The organism is Streptomyces sp. BE20, from assembly GCF_036322525.1.
Taxonomy (GTDB): domain Bacteria; phylum Actinomycetota; class Actinomycetes; order Streptomycetales; family Streptomycetaceae; genus Kitasatospora.
Genome location: NZ_JAQYWW010000977.1, coordinates 22,517 through 41,888 on the forward strand (window position 1 = coordinate 22,517; position 19,372 = coordinate 41,888).

13 protein-coding genes are annotated in these 19,372 nt (G+C 74.1%); 10 read left to right on the top strand and 3 right to left on the bottom strand.

The features are described from left to right. Nucleotides 1-184: 184 nt before the first annotated feature. The 4 genes from PUR61_RS25345 to PUR61_RS25360 all read left to right on the top strand — a co-directional run bounded on the left by PUR61_RS25345 (nucleotide 185) and on the right by PUR61_RS25360 (nucleotide 6,246). On the top strand, nucleotides 185-1,687 hold the full coding sequence (locus PUR61_RS25345; protein WP_329881695.1) for a leucyl aminopeptidase: 1,503 nt from the start codon (nucleotides 185-187) through the stop codon (nucleotides 1,685-1,687). A gap of 474 nt (nucleotides 1,688-2,161) precedes the next feature. Further along, complete coding sequence (gene lpdA / locus PUR61_RS25350) at nucleotides 2,162-3,568, top strand: dihydrolipoyl dehydrogenase (RefSeq protein WP_329881696.1); 1,407 nt, start codon at nucleotides 2,162-2,164, stop codon at nucleotides 3,566-3,568. A gap of 57 nt (nucleotides 3,569-3,625) precedes the next feature. Beyond that, nucleotides 3,626-5,410 carry a 2-oxoglutarate dehydrogenase, E2 component, dihydrolipoamide succinyltransferase gene (gene sucB, locus PUR61_RS25355; RefSeq protein WP_329881697.1) on the top strand — a complete coding sequence of 595 codons (1,785 nt, stop codon included), beginning with the start codon at nucleotides 3,626-3,628 and terminating at the stop codon, nucleotides 5,408-5,410. Between the two features lie 320 nt (nucleotides 5,411-5,730). Then, a complete protein-coding gene (locus PUR61_RS25360) occupies nucleotides 5,731-6,246 on the top strand; it encodes a DUF4240 domain-containing protein (protein WP_329881698.1) in 516 nt (171 codons plus the stop codon). A gap of 16 nt (nucleotides 6,247-6,262) precedes the next feature. Here the strand turns inward: PUR61_RS25360 and PUR61_RS25365 are convergent, their stop codons facing one another. Together PUR61_RS25365 and PUR61_RS25370 are read right to left on the bottom strand one after the other, a co-directional pair. Then, on the bottom strand, nucleotides 6,263-7,312 hold the full coding sequence (locus PUR61_RS25365) for a DUF2510 domain-containing protein (RefSeq protein WP_329881699.1): 1,050 nt from the start codon (nucleotides 7,310-7,312) through the stop codon (nucleotides 6,263-6,265). 226 nt (nucleotides 7,313-7,538) lie between these two features. After that, the gene (locus PUR61_RS25370) at nucleotides 7,539-8,048 is read right to left on the bottom strand and encodes a GNAT family N-acetyltransferase (protein WP_443035233.1); all 510 of its coding nucleotides are present in this window, start codon (nucleotides 8,046-8,048) and stop codon (nucleotides 7,539-7,541) included. A 150-nt stretch (nucleotides 8,049-8,198) separates the two neighbouring features. On the opposite strand from PUR61_RS25370, the gene PUR61_RS25375 reads away from it, so the two are divergent. The 3 genes from PUR61_RS25375 to PUR61_RS25385 all read left to right on the top strand — a co-directional run bounded on the left by PUR61_RS25375 (nucleotide 8,199) and on the right by PUR61_RS25385 (nucleotide 12,310). Further along, nucleotides 8,199-9,104: a TIGR01777 family oxidoreductase gene (locus tag PUR61_RS25375; protein WP_329881701.1), complete on the top strand. Its 906-nt coding sequence runs from the start codon at nucleotides 8,199-8,201 to the stop codon at nucleotides 9,102-9,104. Between the two features lie 525 nt (nucleotides 9,105-9,629). Further along, nucleotides 9,630-10,961 carry an NAD(P)/FAD-dependent oxidoreductase gene (locus tag PUR61_RS25380; RefSeq protein WP_329881702.1) on the top strand — a complete coding sequence of 444 codons (1,332 nt, stop codon included), beginning with the start codon at nucleotides 9,630-9,632 and terminating at the stop codon, nucleotides 10,959-10,961. A gap of 116 nt (nucleotides 10,962-11,077) precedes the next feature. Next, the gene (locus PUR61_RS25385; RefSeq protein ID WP_329881703.1) at nucleotides 11,078-12,310 is read left to right on the top strand and encodes a cation:proton antiporter; all 1,233 of its coding nucleotides are present in this window, start codon (nucleotides 11,078-11,080) and stop codon (nucleotides 12,308-12,310) included. Nucleotides 12,311-12,361: 51 nt separating this feature from the next. Here PUR61_RS25385 and PUR61_RS25390 read toward each other — a convergent pair whose 3' ends face one another. Continuing rightward, nucleotides 12,362-14,314 (bottom strand): regulator, encoded by a 1,953-nt coding sequence (locus PUR61_RS25390; RefSeq protein WP_329881704.1) that lies wholly within the window; start codon nucleotides 14,312-14,314, stop codon nucleotides 12,362-12,364. Between the two features lie 309 nt (nucleotides 14,315-14,623). Here PUR61_RS25390 and PUR61_RS25395 point away from each other — a divergent pair, with 309 nt between their 5' ends. From PUR61_RS25395 to PUR61_RS25405, 3 genes are all read left to right on the top strand, one after another. Continuing rightward, nucleotides 14,624-15,385: a 3-hydroxybutyrate dehydrogenase gene (locus tag PUR61_RS25395; protein WP_329881705.1), complete on the top strand. Its 762-nt coding sequence runs from the start codon at nucleotides 14,624-14,626 to the stop codon at nucleotides 15,383-15,385. A 323-nt stretch (nucleotides 15,386-15,708) separates the two neighbouring features. Then, a complete protein-coding gene (locus PUR61_RS25400) occupies nucleotides 15,709-17,100 on the top strand; it encodes an MFS transporter (RefSeq protein ID WP_329881706.1) in 1,392 nt (463 codons plus the stop codon). Between the two features lie 175 nt (nucleotides 17,101-17,275). Continuing rightward, a complete protein-coding gene (locus tag PUR61_RS25405; RefSeq protein WP_329881733.1) occupies nucleotides 17,276-19,246 on the top strand; it encodes a helix-turn-helix domain-containing protein in 1,971 nt (656 codons plus the stop codon). Nucleotides 19,247-19,372: the final 126 nt, after the last annotated feature.

Below are 19,372 nucleotides of genomic sequence, written 5' to 3' on the forward strand. Positions count from 1 at the left end.
ACGCGCGTTGGGGCGCCGGGGCCTCTGGTGTATGCGTCCGCCGCGGAGCCGGCGGGGGCACACAGCCAGGGGCCCCGGGTCCGGCGGGCGCCGGCCGGACGGCCCGGCCGGCGGTTCCGGGCTGCGCCGGTGCGGCACCCGCGCCGCGACCGGCCGTGGACCGCGAAAGAACAGGACGCATTACGTGACTGCATTGTCTGTGAGCACCTCCTCCGCCGCCTCGCTGCGTGCGGACGCCCTGGTGATCGGCGTCGCGAAGGGCCCCAAGGGCATTGTGCTGGCCCCCGGCGCCGAGGCCGTGAGCGAGGCGTTCGAGGGCAAGCTGGCCGAGATCCTCAGCACGCTGGGCGCGACCGGCGCCGAGGGCGAGGCCGTCAAGGTGCCTTCCCCCGCCGGTCTGAAGGCCGCACTCGTGCTCGCGGTCGGCCTCGGTGACGCCGCCGAGGGCTCCTACGAGCTGGAGGCCCTGCGCCGCGCCGCCGGTGTCGCCGCACGGGCCCTCGCCGGCAGCAAGAAGGCCGCGCTGGCCCTTCCGGCCGAGTCGGCCGAGGAGACCGAGGCGGTCGCGCTGGGCGGCCTGCTCGGCGCCTACGCGTTCGGTACCTACAAGAGCGGCGGCGGCAAGGAGCCGGTCGGCGAGCTGATCCTGCTCTCGACCCGCAAGGGCAGCAAGGACGCCAAGGCGGCCGTCGAGCGCGCCCTCGTCGTCGGCGAGGAGATGAACCGCGCCCGTGACCTGGTCAACACCGCGCCGAACGACCTGAACCCGAAGGGCTTCGCCGCGATCGCCCAGGCGGCCGGCAAGGAGCACGGCCTCAAGGTCGAGGTCCTGGACGAGAAGGCGCTGCTCAAGGGCGGCTTCGGCGGCCTGCTGGGCGTCGGCAACGGCTCGACCAACCCGCCGCGGCTGGTGAAGGTGGCGTACACCCACCCGAAGGCCAAGGCGAGCCTGGCGTTCGTCGGCAAGGGCATCACCTACGACTCGGGCGGCATCTCGCTGAAGCCGGCCGGTCACAACGAGACCATGAAGTGCGACATGGCCGGTGCCGCCGCGGTGTTCGCCGCCGTGGTCTCCGCCAAGCGCCTCGGCCTGGCCGTCAACATCACCGGCTGGCTGGCGCTCGCCGAGAACATGCCGTCCGGCTCGGCGACCCGCCCGGGTGACGTGCTGCGGATGTACGGCGGCAAGACCGTCGAGGTCCTGAACACCGACGCCGAGGGCCGCCTGGTGCTGGCCGACGCGATCGTCCGGGCCGGTGAGGAGAAGCCGGACGTCATCGTCGACGTGGCGACGCTGACCGGCGCGATGATGCTGGCGCTGGGCAGCCGCACCTTCGGCGTGATGGCCAACAACGACGAGCTGCGCTCGACCCTGCACACCGCCTCGGGCGAGGTGGGCGAGCAGTCCTGGCCGATGCCGCTGCCGCCCGAGCTGCGCAAGGGCATGACCGAGTCGACCATCGCCGACCTGGCCAACATGGGCGAGCGGATGGGCGGCGGCCTGGTGGCCGGGCTCTTCCTGAAGGAGTTCGTGGCCGAGGGCATCGACTGGGCGCACCTGGACATCGCCGGTCCGGCGTTCCACGAGGGCGCGCCGTTCGGCTACACCCCCAAGGGCGGCACCGCGACCGCGGTCCGCACCCTGGTCCGCTTCGCCGAGCAGAAGGCGGCGGGCGGCAAGGCCTGACCGACACCGGCGCCCGCGGGCGCGGGACGAAGGCGGGGCGGGGTCCGGCGCGAGCGCGCCGGACCCCGTCCGGCTTTCCCCCCACCCGGCAGCCCTCGCGCCGGCGGTCATCGCCCGGCGGTCATCGTCCGACTGAGCCTCGCGCCCGAGTCGGTTACCGGCCGGTAGGGGACACGGCGGGGAGTCCGCACCCCTGTTCGCTGCGGGCGAAACTTTGTTCCGCACTGCGGAACCGGGCGCTCCGCAGGCCCGGACGACTCCGTCGGGCCCGCTGTCAACACCGCCCTGAGCTGCGACGATGCCCCTCCGTCCGGGGTGCCCCCACCCCTGCGACCGCCCCTCGGGACACCCCTGGGGCGGACCCGGACATCAGCCGCCGCGAACAAGTGCGAAGATGTATTTCCGGCACGACTGGGCGCCCCACAAAGGCTTCCGAACTACCGGACCGTGACCGGCCCGGCGATCCACACCCCATTGCATGGAGGACGTGACGTGGCGAACGACGCCAGCACCGTTTTCGACGTAGTCATTCTCGGAGGCGGAAGCGGCGGTTACGCCGCGGCGCTCCGCGCCGCCCAGCTGGGCCTGAGCGTCGCCCTGATCGAGAAGGGTGAGCTCGGCGGCACCTGCCTGCACCGCGGCTGCATCCCGACCAAGGCGCTGCTGCACGCGGCCGAGATCGCCGACGAGACGAAGGAGGCCGCCGAGTTCGGTGTGCTGGCCACCTTCCAGGGCATCGACATCAACGGCGTCCACAAGTACAAGGACGACGTCATCGCCGGCCTGTACAAGGGCCTCCAGGGCCTGGTGGCGTCCCGCAAGGTGACCTTCATCCAGGGCGAGGGCAAGCTCTCCTCGCAGACCTCGGTGGACGTCAACGGCCAGCGCGTCGAGGGCCGCCACATCGTGCTGGCCACCGGCTCCGTGCCGCGCTCGATCCCGGGCCTGGAGATCGACGGCAACCGCGTGATCTCCTCGGACCACGCGCTCAAGCTCGACCGCATCCCGAAGTCGGCCGTCATCCTCGGCGGCGGCGTGATCGGCGTCGAGTTCGCCTCGGTCTGGAAGTCGTTCGGCGTCGAGGTCACCATCGTCGAGGCCCTGCCGCACCTGGTCCCGCTGGAGGACGAGAACTCCTCCAAGCTGCTGGAGCGCGCCTTCCGCAAGCGTGGCATCAAGTTCGAGCTGAAGGCCCGCTTCTCCGGCGTCGAGTACACCGAGACCGGTGTGCGCGTCTCCACCGAGAACGGCAAGCAGATCGACGCCGACCTGCTGCTCGTCGCCATCGGCCGCGGCCCGGTCTCGGCCGGCATCGGCTACGAGGAGAACGGCGTCGCGATGGACCGCGGCTACGTCCTCGTCGACGAGTACATGCGCACCAACGTGCCGACCATCTCGGCCGTCGGCGACCTCGCCCCGACCCTGCAGCTGGCTCACGTCGGCTTCGCCGAGGGCATCCTGGTCGCCGAGCGCCTGGCCGGCCTCAAGCCGGTGCCGATCGACTACGACGGCGTCCCGCGCGTGACCTACTCCAACCCCGAGGTGGCCTCCGTCGGCATCTCCGAGGCCAAGGCCGTCGAGCTGTACGGCAAGGACAAGGTCGTCACCCTCAAGTACAACCTGGCCGGCAACGGCAAGAGCAAGATCCTGAAGACCGCCGGCGAGATCAAGCTCGTCCAGGTCAAGGACGGCGCCGTGGTCGGCGTCCACATGGTCGGCGCCCGGATGGGCGAGCAGGTCGGAGAGGCTCAGCTGATCTACAACTGGGAAGCTCTGCCTGCCGAGGTCGCGCAGCTCATCCACGCGCACCCGACCCAGTCCGAGGCTCTGGGCGAGGCGCACCTGGCGCTGGCCGGCAAGCCGCTGCACGCGCACGACTGATCGCGCCCCACCCCCCAAACTTCCAGTACGCAAGACTTGATAGGAGTCGCTGAAACCATGGCGGTCTCAGTAACACTGCCCGCGCTGGGCGAGAGCGTTTCCGAGGGCACCGTCACCCGTTGGCTGAAGGCCGAGGGTGAGCGCGTGGAGGTCGACGAGCCGCTGCTCGAGGTCTCCACCGACAAGGTCGACACCGAGATCCCGGCCCCGGCCTCGGGCATCCTGGCCTCGATCAAGGTCGGCGAGGACGAGACCGTCGCCGTCGGCGCCGAGCTCGCGATCATCGACGACGGCTCCGGTGCCCCGGAGGCCGCTCCGGCTCCGGTCGCCGAGGCCGCTCCGGCTCCGGCCGCTCCGGTCGCCGAGGCTGCTCCGGCCGCCCCGGCCCCGGTCGCCGAGGCGCCGGCCGCCGCTCCGGCCCCGGCTGCCGCCCCGGCCGCCCCGGCCGGCGACGCCACCCCGGTGCTGCTGCCCGCACTGGGCGAGTCGGTCTCCGAGGGCACCGTCACCCGCTGGCTGAAGGCCGAGGGTGACACGGTCGAGGTCGACGAGCCGCTGCTCGAGGTCTCCACCGACAAGGTCGACACCGAGATCCCGTCGCCGATCGCCGGCACCCTGGTGAAGATCCTGGTCGGCGAGGACGAGACCGCCGAGGTCGGCGCCCAGCTCGCGCTGATCGGTGCCGCGGGTGCTGCCCCGGCTCCGGTCGCCGCTCCGGCTGCTCCGGCTCCGGCCCCCGTCGCCCCGGCTGCCCCGGCCCCGGCTCCGGCCGCACCGGTCGCCGCTCCGGCCCCGGTCGCCCCGGCGGCCCCGGCCCCGGCACCGGCACCGGTCGCTGCCCCGGCTCCGGCTGCCCCGGCTGCCCCGGTCGCCGCTCCGGCTGCCCCGGTCGCGCCGGCCGCCCCGGTGGCCGACGCCGGTGACGCCTACGTCACCCCGCTGGTCCGCAAGCTCGCCGCCGAGCAGGGCGTCGCGCTGGCCTCCGTCACCGGTACCGGTGTCGGCGGCCGTATCCGCAAGCAGGACGTCCTGGCCGCCGCCGAGGCTGCCAAGGCCGCTCCGGCCCCCGTCGCCGCTGCCGCCCCGGCCGCCGCGCCGAAGGCCGCCGCCGCGCCGTCCCCGCTGCGCGGCCAGACGGTCAAGATGACCCGCATGCGCAAGGTCATCGGCGACAACATGCTGAAGGCCCTGCACGAGCAGGCCCAGCTGACCAGCGTGGTCGAGGTCGACGTCACCAAGATCATGTCGCTGCGCGGCAGGGCCAAGGAAGGCTTCCTCGCCCGCGAGGGCGTGAAGCTGTCCCCGATGCCGTTCTTCGTCAAGGCCGCCGCCCAGGCGCTGAAGACCAACCCGGTCGTCAACGCCCGGATCAACGACGCCGAGGGCACCATCACCTACTTCGACACCGAGAACATCGGTATCGCGGTGGACTCCGAGAAGGGTCTGATGACCCCGGTCATCAAGGGTGCGGGCGACCTCAACATCGCCGGCATCTCCAAGAAGACCGCGGAGCTGGCCACCAAGGTGCGCGGCAACAAGATCACCCCGGACGAGCTGTCCGGCGCCACCTTCACCATCAGCAACACCGGTTCGCGCGGTGCGCTGTTCGACACCGTGATCGTGCCGCCGAACCAGGCGGCCATCCTGGGCATCGGCGCCACCGTCAAGCGCCCGGTCGTCATCGAGGCCGACGGCGGCACAGCCATCGGCATCCGTGACATGACCTACCTGTCGCTCTCCTACGACCACCGCCTGGTGGACGGCGCCGACGCCGCCCGCTACCTGGTGGCCGTCAAGGAGATCCTGGAGGCCGGCGAGTTCGAGGTCGAGCTCGGCCTGTAAGGGTCCCCGCAGGTACACAGCGGTACCGGAACCCCGTGTCGTCCCCGGACGGCGCGGGGTTCCGCGCTCCCCGGAGCCGCTCCCGGTGCTGCCTGCCGGCAGCCGCTCGCCGGCGGGTGCCTCCCGAGGGGGGCGCGGACCGACGGGTGCCCGCCGGAGGGTTCGGGCCGACGGGTACTCGCCGGCGGTGCTCACCGACGGGTGCGGACCGGCCTGCGGCCACGGATCTCCCCGCGGATTCGAGATTTTCGCGTGGTTCAGGGTGATTCGCACGACCATCGCATGCGCACGTGCGGGGGAACAGGGATGCTGGAGCGGTGATGGACGAGACCGACTTCTGGCAGATCATCGACGAAACCCGGGAAGCCTCCGACGGCGATCCGGACGAACAGGCCGAACGCCTGGTGGAACGGCTCGCCCTGCTGGCCCCGGACGACGTGATCGATTTCGCGCGACTCTTCGAGGCCCGGTTCCAGCGCGCCTACCGCCACGACCTGTGGGGCGCGGCGTACCTGTTGCTGGACGGCGCCTCCGAGGACACCTTCGACTACTTCCGGTGCTGGCTGATCGGCCAGGGCCGGGACGTGTTCGAGGGCGGGCTGCACGAACCGGACGACCTGGCGGACCTGCTGCCCGAGTTCGACGAGGAGGAGGACGGCGAGGCCGAGGACCTCGGCTACGCCGCCGACGAGGCGTACGAGCAGCTGACCGGACTGCCGCTGCCCGAGGTGGGCGAGCGGCAGCCCGCACGACCGTACGGGGCCGCCCTGGACTTCGACGACCCCGACGTCATGGCGAAACGGTTCCCCAAGCTCTGGGAGCGGTACGGGGACTGAGCCCCGCGGCGGGCGGTCAGGTGGTGGAGCCGCCCGCCGCGCCGGTGTCCTGCTTGATGCCCTTGAGGATCTGGTCCAGCACGGTGGGGTCGGGCGCGCCCGCGGCGTCGTCGACCCCGCCCTCGAAGGCCACGTAGCCCCCGCCCTTGGCCGGCACCGCCACCATCAGGACGTAGCCCTTGCTGCCGTCCGCCGTGACGATGTGCCAGCGCACCGCGTAGCCGGAGATGCCCGCGACCGTCGTGCTGGACGAACCGGCGTCGGTGTGCGACGAGATGTTGCTGAAGATCGCCGCGGCGTAGGTGGGCATCGCGGCCTCGGCCGCCGCCCGGGCCGAGGCGCCCGAGACGGTGTCCTTCTCGACCGAGAACTGTCCGCGGATGCAGGATCCCCCGCCGGGGCAGGTGTACCGGCCGCTGCCGAGGAAGACCGTCGAGTGCGCGCCGTCCGTCGTCGCGTCCCAGCCGTCGAAGACCGGCACCGTGATGGCGTGCTGAGGGTCGGCCACGGTGTCCTTGACCGCCGGCGCCGGGCGCGCGGTTGTCGTGGGCGTGGTTCCCCGGGTCGGGGTCGGAGTCGGGGTCGGGGTCGGAGTGCGGGTGGCCGTGGGGCTCGGGGTGTCCGTGACGGTCACGGTCGCCACCGGGGTGGTCGGACCGGCCGTCGGGGTGCCGCCGCCGCTGTTGAGCGCGATGGCGGCCACCACACCGACCACGGCCAGCACCCCGACCACGATGGCCACGGCCGTACCCGTCTTCATCCGGTTCGACTGGGGCTGGGGAGTGTAGGCGGCCTGCGGATAGCCGTAGGAAGGCGGGTTCTGCGTCGGGTAGCCGTACCCGGGCTGCCCCTGCTGCGCCGCACCGTAACCGTAGGAGGGGGGCGCGGAGGCCTGCGTCGGGTTCTGCCAGGAGACCTGTGTCGGGGCGTCGGCAATCTGACCGCCGCCCGCCTGGACGGGCCGCACCTCGCTGGTCCAGGCGTTGCCGTCCCACCAGCGCTCATGACCGGCCGTGCCGTCCGCACCCGGTACCGGGTACCACCCCGGAGGCGTCGAGTTGCTCACGGCCGTACCGTACCCGTCCGGGTGACGGTCCAGACAGGCCGGGTCTGTCACGACTCTGCACCACCCGCGTCCGGATCTGACGACTCGCCGGTAACGCGCCTGGTGGGGCGGCGGAAGCGGGTTCGGGGGCGGGGCGGCCCTGGGCGGGCGGCCCCGCCGCCGGGCCGTTCCGCCCCACGGAGGGCCGGGGTCGGGCCGAGAGGTCGGGGCCGGGCGCGGCGTGGGGTCAGGCCGTGAGGGTGCGGGCCATGAGGATGTCGTCGACGTACCGGCCGTCGATCAGGAACTCCTCGGCCATCGAGCCCTCGACGACGAAGCCGCAGCGCTCGTAGAGGCTGCGCGCCGGAGCGTTGTGGCCGAGCACGCGCAGGGTGAGCCGGCGGGCGCCCTGCTCGCGGGCCGCGGCACAGGCGGCCTCGACCAGCGCGACGCCGACGCCGCGGCCCCGGGCCCCGGCGTCGACCGCGAGGCCCTGGATCTGGCGCACGTGCGCGTTGCTGGCCAGCGGAGTGGGCGGGACGACCCGGACGTAGCCGACGACGCGGTCAGCGAGCACGGCGAGCAGGAACTGGTCCGGGCTGTGGCGCTCGTCGAACACGTCCGCACCCTCGTCGGGCCGTGGAGCAACGTCGGCCAGCCAGGTCCACGCCGCACGGTTGAGGGCGGAGAGCTCCTTCTCGTCCTCGGCCTGAGCGGGACGGATGATCAGATCGTCGGCTTCGCGCATGCGCGTCATGCTAATCAGCGGGGCCCCGGGCGTACACGGAATTACCGGGTGGGGTGCCTCGACGTCCGGGCGCGACGTCCGGGCGGGCCGCGCCCCGGCCGGCGACGCTCCGGCCGGCAGCGCCCGGGTCTGCGAGGTCCCGGCTGCGAGGATGTCCGCATGAGAATCGCGGTCACAGGATCCACGGGACTGATCGGCTCGGCACTCGTCGACTCGCTGCTGGCGGACGGCCACGAGGTGGTACGGCTGGTCAGGCACCGCTCGAAAACCGGCCCTCGACCGGACGGCACCACCGCCATCGGCTGGAACCCGCTGCTGGGTCAGGTCGACCGGGCCGGGCTCGCCGGGGTGGAGGCCGTCGTGCACCTGGCCGGCGCCGGGGTCGGCGACCGGCGCTGGACCGACGCCTACAAGCGGGAGATCCGGGAGAGCAGGGTGCTCGGCACCGAGACGCTGGCCGCCGCGGTGGCCGGGCTCACCGAGCCGCCGCGGGTCTTCCTCAGCGCGTCGGCGGTCGGCTTCTACGGACAGACCGGGGACCGGGTGATCGACGAGGAGTCGCCCGCCGGGGACGACTTCCTGGCCGAGGTCTGTGTCGAGTGGGAGGCCGCCGCCGGAGCGGCCGAGCGGGCCGGGGTCCGGGTGGTGCACCCGCGGACCGGGCTGGTGCTCTCGGCGGACGGCGGCGCGGGCGGGCGGCTCTTCCCGCTGTTCCGGCTCGGCCTCGGCGGGCGGCTCGGCGACGGCCGGCAGTACTGGAGCTTCATCTCCCTGGCCGACGAGGTCGCGGCGCTGCGGTTCCTGATCGACCGGGAGGACCTGAGCGGCGCGTTCAACCTCACCGCCCCGGAGCCGGTGACCAATGCCGAGCTGACGGCGGCGCTCGGCCGGGAGCTGCACCGGCCGACGCCGTTCCCGGTGCCCAAGGCACTCCTGGACGCCGTGCTGGGCGAGTTGGCGGTCGAAGTGGTCGGCAGCCACCGGGTGGTGCCGCGGAGGCTGCTGGACGCGGGCTTCCGGTTCCGGCATCCCGACGTGGATTCGGCGGTGCGGGCGGCCCTCTGACCCGACGGCGCGGCGGGAACGGGGCGGGGCGTGCGACGCCGGGAGCGGGAGCTGCGGGGACGGGCCGCCGGACAGGGCCGCCGGGAGCGGGGGGCGGCGGCCGGGGGGCGGGCGGAGCGGGCCGACCGGGGGCGGCGGGCGCGACGGGTTCGACGACCGCCGCGGCGCCGATGCGCGGTCCCCCCACCACCGCGTAGGCGCCGTACGACGTCCGCCCTGGCCATGGGCATATGCCCGACGCAGTCCGGGCGGGGCTCCGTGAGGGGGCGCACGGGAGCACGCTGCGGGCGCGTTGCGCGCCCCTGGTGACCGTGCGCGCCCGCCGGGCCGGAATCCCACCCGGATCGAATCACAGTCCGTGACCGAGCCCCCACCGGATGCTGTCACTCCTCTTCCCGGCTTCGGATCGGGCCCGATGCGCCTGTCTGACCCTCACACTGACTGGGCATCACATCGTCGGACCGTGTCCCAGCACCCCGCTACCTGCGCCGGCCCGAAACCCCGGGACCAGGGAGGGAGCCACCCGTGCCCACGTATGACTTCATTCGCCGCACCCGCCGGCAGTCCGATCCGGACGTCGTTGTGGTCGGAGCCGGACTCGCGGGCCTGGCCGCCGCCCGCGTCCTCACCGGCCACGGCCTGACCGTCCAGGTCTTCGAGGCCTCGGACCGGATCGGCGGCCGAGCAGCCACCCACGAGCTGGACGGATTCCGGCTCGACCACGGAAGCCACCTGCTGAACACCGCCTTCCCCGAGCCGCGTCGTGTGCTCGACCTCGACCGCCTCGAACTGCGCCCGCTCGCCCCCGGCGTCCTCGTGCACAGCGCCGGGCGCCGGTACCGGGTCGGGGACCCACAACTGACCACCGCCCGGCAGGCCGCCGCCCGGGCCCCACTGGGCAGTCCGCTGGACAAGGCGCGGCTCGGCAGCTGGCTCAACCGGCTGGCGGCGACCCCCGCCGCCCGCCTCAAGGCCCGACCCGAGACCACTGCCGCCCGGGCTCTCGCCGACCGCGGGCTCGCCCCGCGGACCGTCGACGGCCTCCTGCGACCGCTGCTCGGCGCCCTGCTCAGCGACCCGGCCCTCGGTACCAGCAGCCGGGTCGCCGACCTGGTGCTCCGCTGCTACGCGCGCGGCCGGCTCTGTCTGCCCGCCGGCGGGATCGCGGCCGTGCCGACCCAACTGGCCGCCGCCCTCCCCGCCGGCACCGTACGCACCGGCGTACGGGTCACCTCGATAGCGGCCGACGGCGTGGAGACCGTCGGGCACGGGCGGATCAACGCCCAGGCCGTGGTGGTCGCCACCGACCCCCGGTCCGCCACCGGCCTGCTGCCGGGCCTGCGGCTGCCCGGCTTCCACCCCGTCACCACCTTCTACCACGCGGCCGACCGGAGCCCGCTCGGCGAGGCGGTCCTCCTCCTGGACGGGGACCGCCCGAACGGTCAGCAGTCGCTGGTCTCGCACTCGCTGGTGCTCAGCGAGCTGCACCCGTCGTACGCGCCGGCCGGGCAGGCGCTGATCGCCACGACCGTGCTCGGCCGCCGCAGCTTCGACGCCGGCGGGCCGGCCGCGCTGGAACCCGCGGTCCGCGGACGGTTGGCGGAGCTGTACGGGACACCGGTGGCGGGCTGGCAGTTCTTGAGCGTGCGGCACCTCCCGGACGCCGTACCGGCCATGCCCCCGCCGCACAACACCCGGCGGCCGGTCCGGCTGCTGGCCGGGCTGTACGTCTGCGGCGACCACCGCGACACCAGCAGCGTGCAGGGCGCGCTGGTGTCCGGGCGCCGGGCCGCCGAGGCCGTGGTCCGTGACCTCGGGCTGCCGCTGGCCGTGCGGGAGGCGGAGGCGGCGGCCTGACGGGCCCGTTGCCGTCACCGGCACGCGGCCGGGCTGCCGGAGAGGGGCCCGGCCGCGTGCCAGTATGCCGATATGACCGCTGATCGGATGGTTCCTCCCCTTCCGCCGGACGCCCGGTGAGCGCCGGGCCTGAGGTCCAACCGCTCGCGCTGATCCTGGTCCCGGCCGCCGCGGTGGCCGCGCCGCTGCTCGCCGACCGGCTGCTGCGGTGGATCGCCGTTCCCACCGTGGTGTTCGAGATCGTGCTCGGTGTCCTGATCGGCCCGGACGTCCTGGGCTGGGTGCGCACCGACGACTTCGTCGACGCGCTCTCCCAGCTCGGTCTGGCCATGCTGATGTTCCTGGCCGGGTACGAGATCGACTTCGCCAAGCTGCGCGGCGGCCCGCTCCGGCAGGCGGGCACCGCGTGGCTGGTCACCCTGGTGGCCGCGCTCGGCGTCGGGGCGCTCGTCAACCCCGACCCACTGGACGGCGCCTTCACCGGGCTGGCTCTGACCACCACGGCACTGGGCACCATCCTGCCGATCCTGCGCGACTCCGGGGAGCTGCCCACCCCGTTCGGCTCGCTGGTGATGGCCACCGGCGCGGTCGGCGAGTTCGGGCCGATCATCGCCATCGCCGTCCTGCTCAGCGGCAACACCCCGGCCAGGACCGCCGTCATCCTGGCCGCCTTCGCGGTGATCACCGCCGTCGCGATCGGCTACGCCCGGCGCGCCCGGCCGGTCCGGATGACCCGGCTGATCCGGCGCACGCTGCGCACCTCCGGCCAGTTCGCCGTCCGTACCGTGATCCTCGCGCTCGCGACCATGGTCGCGGCCGCGCTCTGGCTGGACCTCGACATGCTGCTCGGCGCGTTCACCGCCGGCATCGTCTCCCGGCTGCTGCTGTCCGACGTCCCGGAGGCCGAGGGCGAGGTGATCGAGGCCAAGCTGGAGGGCATCGGCTTCGGCTTCCTCGTCCCGGTGTTCTTCGTCGTGAGCGGGATGAACTTCGACCTCTCGGCGCTGCTGGACGATCCGGGCACGCTGCTGCTCGTCCCGCTCTTCCTGACCCTGCTGCTGGCCGTGCGCGGGCTGCCCGCGGCGCTGATCGCCCCGGTCGGGCTCGGACGGCGCGACCGGGTGGCGCTCGGGCTGTACGGCGCCACGGCGCTGCCACTGGTCGTGGTCATCACCACCATCGAGGTCGACTCTGGGCACCTGCCGTCCTCCACGGCCGCCGCACTGGTCGGCGCGGGGATGCTCTCGGTGCTGGGCTTCCCGCTCACCGCCCAGCGACTGCGCGGGGACGCCCGCCCGCCGGCCGCCGGCGAGGGCGACCGGCCACGGGTGAACGCCGAGAGCTGGTGAACACCGAGAACCGGTAGGCGCTCCGCCGCCCGGGGCTCGGGCGTATGCCGATCAGATCACCCCCGCCTGACGGACGGTCTCCTCGAACGCCCGGGCCACCGGACTGCCCCGGTACGGGGTGAGCCGGCGGTGGAAGTCCCGCACGTACTCCAGCGAGCGGGCCGATCGCATCTCCCCCGCCGCCCGCAGCGCGTCGGTGGCCATGCCGCAGGCCTCGTCGAGGTCGCCCATCCCGAGCCTGGCGGTGGCCAGCACCAGCCGGCAGAAGATCCGGCTCCGGGCGTAGGCGGGCGAGCGCAGCCGCAGCGACTTCTCGGCGTGCTGGGCGGCCGTCCGCCACTGCTGGAGGTCCCGGTAGCAGTGGGCGAACTCGTCGGAGAGCTGGGCCTCGTCGAAGAACCGGGCCCAGGAGGGCAGTTCGTCGCCCGCCCGGGCCGCGGCCAGCGACCGCTCGGCGCGGACCAGCGCGGTGGTGCAGGAGCGGACGTCGCCGAGCAGGCCGTGCCCACGCGCCTCGGCGGCGTGCAGCAGCGCCTGCACCGTGGGCGGCACGGCTCCGCCGACGCCCTGCTGGGCGACCCTCGCCAGCTGGACGGCCTCCCGGCCGTGGCCGAGGTGCACGGCCTGCTGGCTCATCGTCACCAGGACGTACCCGCCGAGCGCGCGGTCGCCGGCGGCCTGGGAGAGCCGCAGGGCCTGGACGAAGTAGCGCTGGGCGAGGCCGTGCGCGGCGATGTCGAAGGACGTCCACCCGGCCAGTCGGGTGAGGTCCGCGACGGCACCGAACAGCGCGCGGCCGATCTGCTCGCCGTAGCGGCCCCGCAGCATCGGCTCGGCCTCGCTCTCCAGGTAGCGCACCAGCGCCTGGCGGGCGTGGCCGCCGCCGTAGGCGTGGTCCAGCGCGCGGAAGAGGTCGCCGACGGCGCGGATGGCCGCGATGTCCCCCCGGCCGACCCGCAGCGCCGGGCGGGGCTCGCGGGCCGGGTCGTGGTACGGCGGCTCGACGGCGATGGGCGGACGCCGGCTCTGGGTCGGCACCCGGCCGAGCGCGGTCGTGCCGGCGGCCGCCCCGGAGGCGGGCCCCGCAGTCGCCCCGGCGGGCGTGCCCGCGGCGGCCGGGGCCGCTCCGGTGGCCGATCCGGCCGGGGTCGCAGCCCGGCCGAGGCCCGTTCCGGGCGTGCCGGAGGTGCCCGGGGCGGAGCCGCGGGCCGGAGGCGCGGCGGGGCCGCCGGGCGCACCCGGGCCGGGTGGTCCGGCGGACGGCGCGCCACTGCCCGGATCGGGCCTGGCCAGGGTGGAGCCGTCCCGCGCGACCCGCTCGTCGGTCCGGCCGATCAGCCAGTCCCGGCTCGGCACGACCAGCCCGGCCGGGGTGAAGGCGATCCGGCGCAGCTCCGACTGCGGGCCGTTGTCCTTGCGCCACATGCTCGCCACGATGTCCACCGCCTCCTGCGGCGTCTCGGCGAACTCCAGGCCCGCGTAGACCGGGGCGCAGGCGTCCAGGCCGAGGTCCTGGGCGGTGAGGCGGCGGCCGAGCCGGCGGGTGAACACCTCGGCGATCAGTGCCGGGGTGGCGCCGCGCGGCTGCTGGCCGCGGAGCCAGCGGGTGACCGAGGTCTTGTCGTACCGCAGGTCCAGGCCGTGCTCCAGGCCGAGCTGGTCGACCCGGCGGGCCAGCCCGGCGTGCGAGAAGCCCGCCTCCTCGATCAGGGCGGCCAGTTGGAGGTTCTGCGTGGCCGACCCGGAGTGGCCGCCCGACTGACCTCCCGTCCGGCCCGCCGGACGGCCGCCCGCGGGGTCGACCTGGGCCGGCCGGGGCGGCTCGTCGGCGGTGGCGAGCACGGTCGGGTGCCGGTCGGGCGTGGCCTGGACGGGAAGCCGCAGCTCGTCGGCGGTCGGGGTGTCGGGGGCGTCCGGAAGGGCCCGGCCGACCGGACCTCGGTGCTGGTCGAGCGGGTCGAGCGGTCCGTACGCCGGGCTGTCGGTTACAGGCCTTTGGGGCATAGTCAGTCAACACCTCTCGGACGCCGCACCGGCTCCACCAGCGGTTCGGCTGCCTGTGGCGACGCCCCCTGTCGGGAATCGGCGTGAATGTAGCGAGCATTCGGGCGCTATGGGTGGTTCTGACCGAGCAATCCTCCGAACGGGTGAAGCATCCGCGCCCATTGTGGGGAAGACGCCCAGCGATCGGTTTGGCTTTCACGACTCCTCCCGCCCATGGACCGTCATGACGGCGATCACCACAGTTCACCCTGATGCTGTAGGGGTTCGCCACATAGGAGGGAAGCCGCCGGATTCCTACCGTTCTGGGCCATGGACACCACTTCAGACCGCCCGCTCGACGGCCGCACCGCCCTGGTCACCGGGGCCGCCTCGGGCATCGGCCGCGCCTGCGCCGAAGCCCTCGCCGCGGCCGGCGCCCGGGTCTACGTCGTCGACGTCGCCGCCGAGCCTGCCCGCCGGCTCGCCGAGCGAATCGGCGGCGTCGCCCACGTCGCCGACCTCTCCGACCCGGAGGCGGTGGAGGCGCTGCCGGCCGACGCCGACATCGTGGTCAACAACGCGGGCCTCCAACACGTCGCACCCTTGCACGAGTTCCCGGTCGACCGGTTCCTGCTGATCCAGCGGGTGATGGTCGAGGCGCCGTTCCGGATCCTGCGCCGGACCCTCCCGCAGATGTACGCGCGGGAGTGGGGGCGGGTGGTCAACGTCTCCTCCGTCCACGGCCTGCGGGCCAGCGCCTTCAAGTCCGCCTACGTGACCGCCAAGCACGCGCTGGAGGGGCTGAGCAAGACGGTGGCGCTGGAGGGCGCGCCGTACGGCGTCACCAGCAACTGCGTCAACCCGGGCTACGTCCGGACCCCCCTGGTGGAGCGTCAGATCGCCGACCAGGCACTCGCCCACGGCATCCCCGAGGGCGAGGTGGTGGAACGGATCATGCTCGACCGCACCGCCGTCAAGCGCCTGATCGAACCCGACGAGGTCGCCCGGCTGGTCCTCTGGCTCTGCTCCCCGCACGCCTCCTACGTCACCGGCGCCAGCCTCCCGATCGACGGCGGCTGGACCGCCCGTTGACCGCGCGGCGAAGACCGGCGAGCAGAAGTGGGCCGGGGCCGAGGACCGCCGACTGCTCAGCGTCCGCAGCGGCAAGTGCCCGGAGATCCCCGGTCGGAGCACCGCGCAGGTGCCGTGGTCGCAACCACTCGTCGGCGGCCCCGCCGGCTCGTCGGGGCATCGCGACTGCCGCGTCAACCGCGCGGTCGGGCGTCCCACCCTCCGCGGCCTATGGCCCCCCCGCCCATATCGCCGCCCATTGATGTATCGGCCTCCACCATAGGATCCGGGCAGGGGAGTTCCTACCTTGTGGCAACACCGTCCCCCAGCCGGAAGTGGTGACCATGAGCAGCGCCGACGCCCCGAAGGACACGAGAGGTTCACTGCCACGAGTCGTGGCCGCCAGCCTCATAGGAACGACGATCGAGTGGTACGACTACTTCCTGTACGGAACAGCGGCGGCGCTGGTGTTCGGGAAGCTGTTCTTCCCGAACAGCGATCCGCTGACCGGCACGCTGCTCTCCTTCCTCACCTACGCCATCGGGTTCGCGGCCCGGCCGCTCGGGGCCCTGGTGTTCGGGCACTTCGGGGACCGGGTGGGGCGGAAGAAGCTGCTCGTGGTGAGCCTGCTGCTGATGGGCGGGTCGACCACCCTGATCGGCTGTCTGCCGACGTACGACTCGATCGGGGCGACGGCGCCGGTCCTGCTCACCGTGCTGCGGCTGGTGCAGGGGTTCGCGCTCGGCGGCGAGTGGGGCGGCGCGGTGCTGCTGGTGTCGGAGCACGGTGACGCCCGGCGGCGCGGGTTCTGGGCGTCCTGGCCGCAGAGCGGCGCACCGGCCGGGAACCTGCTGGCGGCCGGCGTCCTGTCGCTGCTGACCACCGTGCAGTCGGAGGAGGCCTTCCTCTCCTGGGGCTGGCGGGTGCCGTTCCTGCTGTCGGCGGTGCTGGTCGGCGTCGGGCTGTGGATCCGGCTGGCGGTGGACGAGTCGCCGCTGTTCAAGCAGGCCCTGGCCCGGGCCGAGGCGCGCGAGGCGGCCCTGGGGAAGCCCGAACAGACGCCGCTGGTGGCGGTGTTGCGACACCACTGGCGGGAGGTGCTGGTGGCGATGGGCGCCCGGATGGCGGAGAACATCTCGTACTACGTCATGACCACGTTCGTCCTCGCCTACGCCGTCAACCACGTCCACCTGCCGAAGCAGACCGCGCTCAACGCCGTGCTGATCGCCTCGGCGATCCAGTTCGCCCTGATCCCGGTCTTCGGGGCGCTCTCCGACCGGGTCGGGCGCAAACCGGTGTACCTGGTCGGCGCGGTGGGCGTCGGCGCCTGGGCGTTCGTCTTCTTCGGACTGGTCGACACCAGATCCTTCAGCTCGCTCCTGCTGGCGGTGACCGTCGGACTGGTCTTCCACAGCGCGATGTACGCGCCCCAGGCCGCCTTCTTCTCCGAGCTGTTCGCCACCCGGATGCGCTACTCGGGCGCCTCGATCGGCGCCCAGTTCGCCTCGGTCGCGGCGGGCGCGCCCGCCCCGCTGATCGCCACCGCGCTGCTGAAGGACCACGGGAACTCCACCCCGATCTCGGTGTACGTGGCGATCGCCGCCGTGATCACCGTGCTGGCCGTGCTCTGCGGACGGGAGACGCGGGGGCACGACCTGGCGGAGGCGGAGGAGGAGACGTCGGGGGACGCGGCGGCGGAGGCCGGACAGGGGGCGGCGACGGCGGCAACCGCCTGACACCACGGGCGGCTTGACGCGACGTACGGCGGCCTGCGCTCACGACGGGCGAGCGCAGGCCGCCCGCGGGCACCCGGGCTGACCAGCTACGATCGCGCTTCCCTCCCCAGGGCTTGAGACCCACTGCCGATTGGCGGCCGCACCCGTGAACGACCGCGCCATCAACGACCGCGCCATCAATGACCTCGCCGCGAACGACCGCGCCGCGAACGACCTTCAGCCCGGCTCGGCGCCGGCGCTCCGGAAGCTCCTCGACCTGCTCGCCTCCGGCGCCGCCACCGAGGACTTCACCGACGTGCTCGCCGAAGCCCGCCGCCGGGGTGCGCCGGCCGCCGTCCTGGACGAGATCGACGAGGCCACCTGGCAGGCGCTGCGCGTGCACCGGACGCTGCGTCAGCACCGTCGCCGCGAGGCAGAGCTGACCGCCCTCTTCGACACCGCCGGGGACCTCGCCGCCTCCCGGGACCTCGACACCGTGCTGCAGGCCATCGTCCGCCGGGCCCGCATGCTGCTCGGCACCGACACCGCCTACCTGACCCTCCCGGACGAGGCCGCCGGCGACACCTACATGCGGGTCACCGACGGCTCGGTGTCCGTCCTCTTCCAGACCCTGCGGCTCAGCCTCGGCGACGGACTCGGCGGGCTGGTCGCACAGACCGCCCGCCCGTACGCCTCCCCCGACTACCGCGCCGACGACCGGTTCCACCACACCGGCACCATCGACGCGGGCGTCCTGGACGAGGGCCTGGTGGCGATCATCGGAGTGCCGCTGCTGCTCGGCGGCCGGGTCATCGGCGTCCTGTTCGCCGCCGACCGCTCGCCGCGCACCTTCTCCCCCGACGAGGTCGCGCTGCTCTGCACCCTGGCCGCACACGCCGCGATCGCCCTGGACACCGCCAAGTCGCTGGCCGACACCCGGGCCGCGCTCGGCGAGCTGAACACCGCCAACGCGCTGATCCGCGCCCACTCCGACGCCGTCCAGCGCGCCGAGCAGGGCCACGACCGGCTGACCGACCTGGTCCTGCGCGGTGCCGAGGTGCCGGACGTGGCGGCCGCCGTGGCCGCCCTCCTCGGCGGCGGGATAACGGTCCTGGACGCCGAGGGCGAGCCGCTGGCCGGACGGTCCGGGCCCGGAGCCGGGCTCGCCGAAGCCGCCGCCGCGTCCCGCGCCGAGGGCCGCTCGGTCCCGCACGGCGACGCCTGGGTCTGCGCGGTACTGGCCGGCCAGGAGCAGCTCGGCACCCTGGTGCTGCGCGGTCGCCCGGACCTCGACGACGCCGACCGGCGGCTGTTCGAGCGGGCCGGTGTGGTGACCGCGTTGCTCCTGCTGCTGCGCCGTTCGGTCGCCGAGACGGAGAACCGGGTCCGCGGCGAACTGCTGACGGACCTGCTCACCGCCCCCGACCGGGACCCGGCCGGGCTGACCGCGCGCGGCCGGCGGCTCGGTGTGGACCTCGGCCGACCGCACCTGGTCCTGGTCGCCGAACCGGCCGGTGGAACCACGACGGCGGGCGCGGCCTCCACCGCCGCCGGCGACCGCTCCCGGCTGGCCGGCGCGGCCGGACGGTACCTGTTCGGCTCCAGGGGGATCAGCGCGGAGCACGGCGAGGCGGTGGTGCTGCTCGTCCCCGACGGCGCCGACGAGGGCGGGGACGCCGCCCTGAGGGCGGCCGAGCAGGCCGCCGAGCGGCTCGCCCGGCTGGCCGGGTTCCCGGTCACCGTGGGCGCCGGCCGCCCCGCCGCCGGACCGGTGGCGCTCGCCGCCGCCCACGCCGAGGGCCTGCGCTGCGTGCGGGCACTGCGGGTCCTGGGCCGGGCCGGGGACGGCGCCTCGGCCCGGGCGCTCGGCTTCCTCGGCGTCCTGCTCGGCGACGGCCACGACGTGGACGGCTTCGTCCGGGCGACGCTCGGCCCGCTGCTGGACTACGACGGCCGGCGCGGCACCGAGCTGGTCCGCACCCTGCGCGCCTACTTCGACTGCGGCGGCAGCCTCACCCGGGCCAAGGACGAGCTGCACGTCCACGTGAACACGGTGGTACAGAGGCTGGACCGGGTCGAAGTGCTGCTCGGACGGGACTGGAACCACCCCGAGCGCTCGCTGGAGCTCCAGCTGGCCCTCCGGCTGCAGCTGCTCTCGGACACCTGAGCGGCCACGACGGCGGCGACCCGGTCGCGGGCCGGGCGCGGGCCGGGCGCGGGACGGGGGGCGAGCACGGGGGCGAGCACGGCCGCAGGCACCTGGACGGCCCCTCGGCGGGCGGGCGTACAGTGG

Excerpts from the sequence above, each read along its gene's own strand:
- sucB (WP_329881697.1), top strand. The coding sequence starts at position 3,626 with ATGGCGGTCTCAGTAACACTGCCCGCGCTGGGCGAGAGCGTTTCCGAG.
- PUR61_RS25360 (WP_329881698.1), top strand. The coding sequence starts at position 5,731 with ATGGACGAGACCGACTTCTGGCAGATCATCGACGAAACCCGGGAAGCC.
- PUR61_RS25370 (WP_443035233.1), bottom strand. The coding sequence starts at position 8,048 with ATGACGCGCATGCGCGAAGCCGACGATCTGATCATCCGTCCCGCTCAG.
- PUR61_RS25375 (WP_329881701.1), top strand. The coding sequence starts at position 8,199 with ATGAGAATCGCGGTCACAGGATCCACGGGACTGATCGGCTCGGCACTC.
- PUR61_RS25390 (WP_329881704.1), bottom strand. The coding sequence starts at position 14,314 with ATGCCCCAAAGGCCTGTAACCGACAGCCCGGCGTACGGACCGCTCGAC.
- PUR61_RS25395 (WP_329881705.1), top strand. The coding sequence starts at position 14,624 with ATGGACACCACTTCAGACCGCCCGCTCGACGGCCGCACCGCCCTGGTC.
- PUR61_RS25400 (WP_329881706.1), top strand. The coding sequence starts at position 15,709 with ATGAGCAGCGCCGACGCCCCGAAGGACACGAGAGGTTCACTGCCACGA.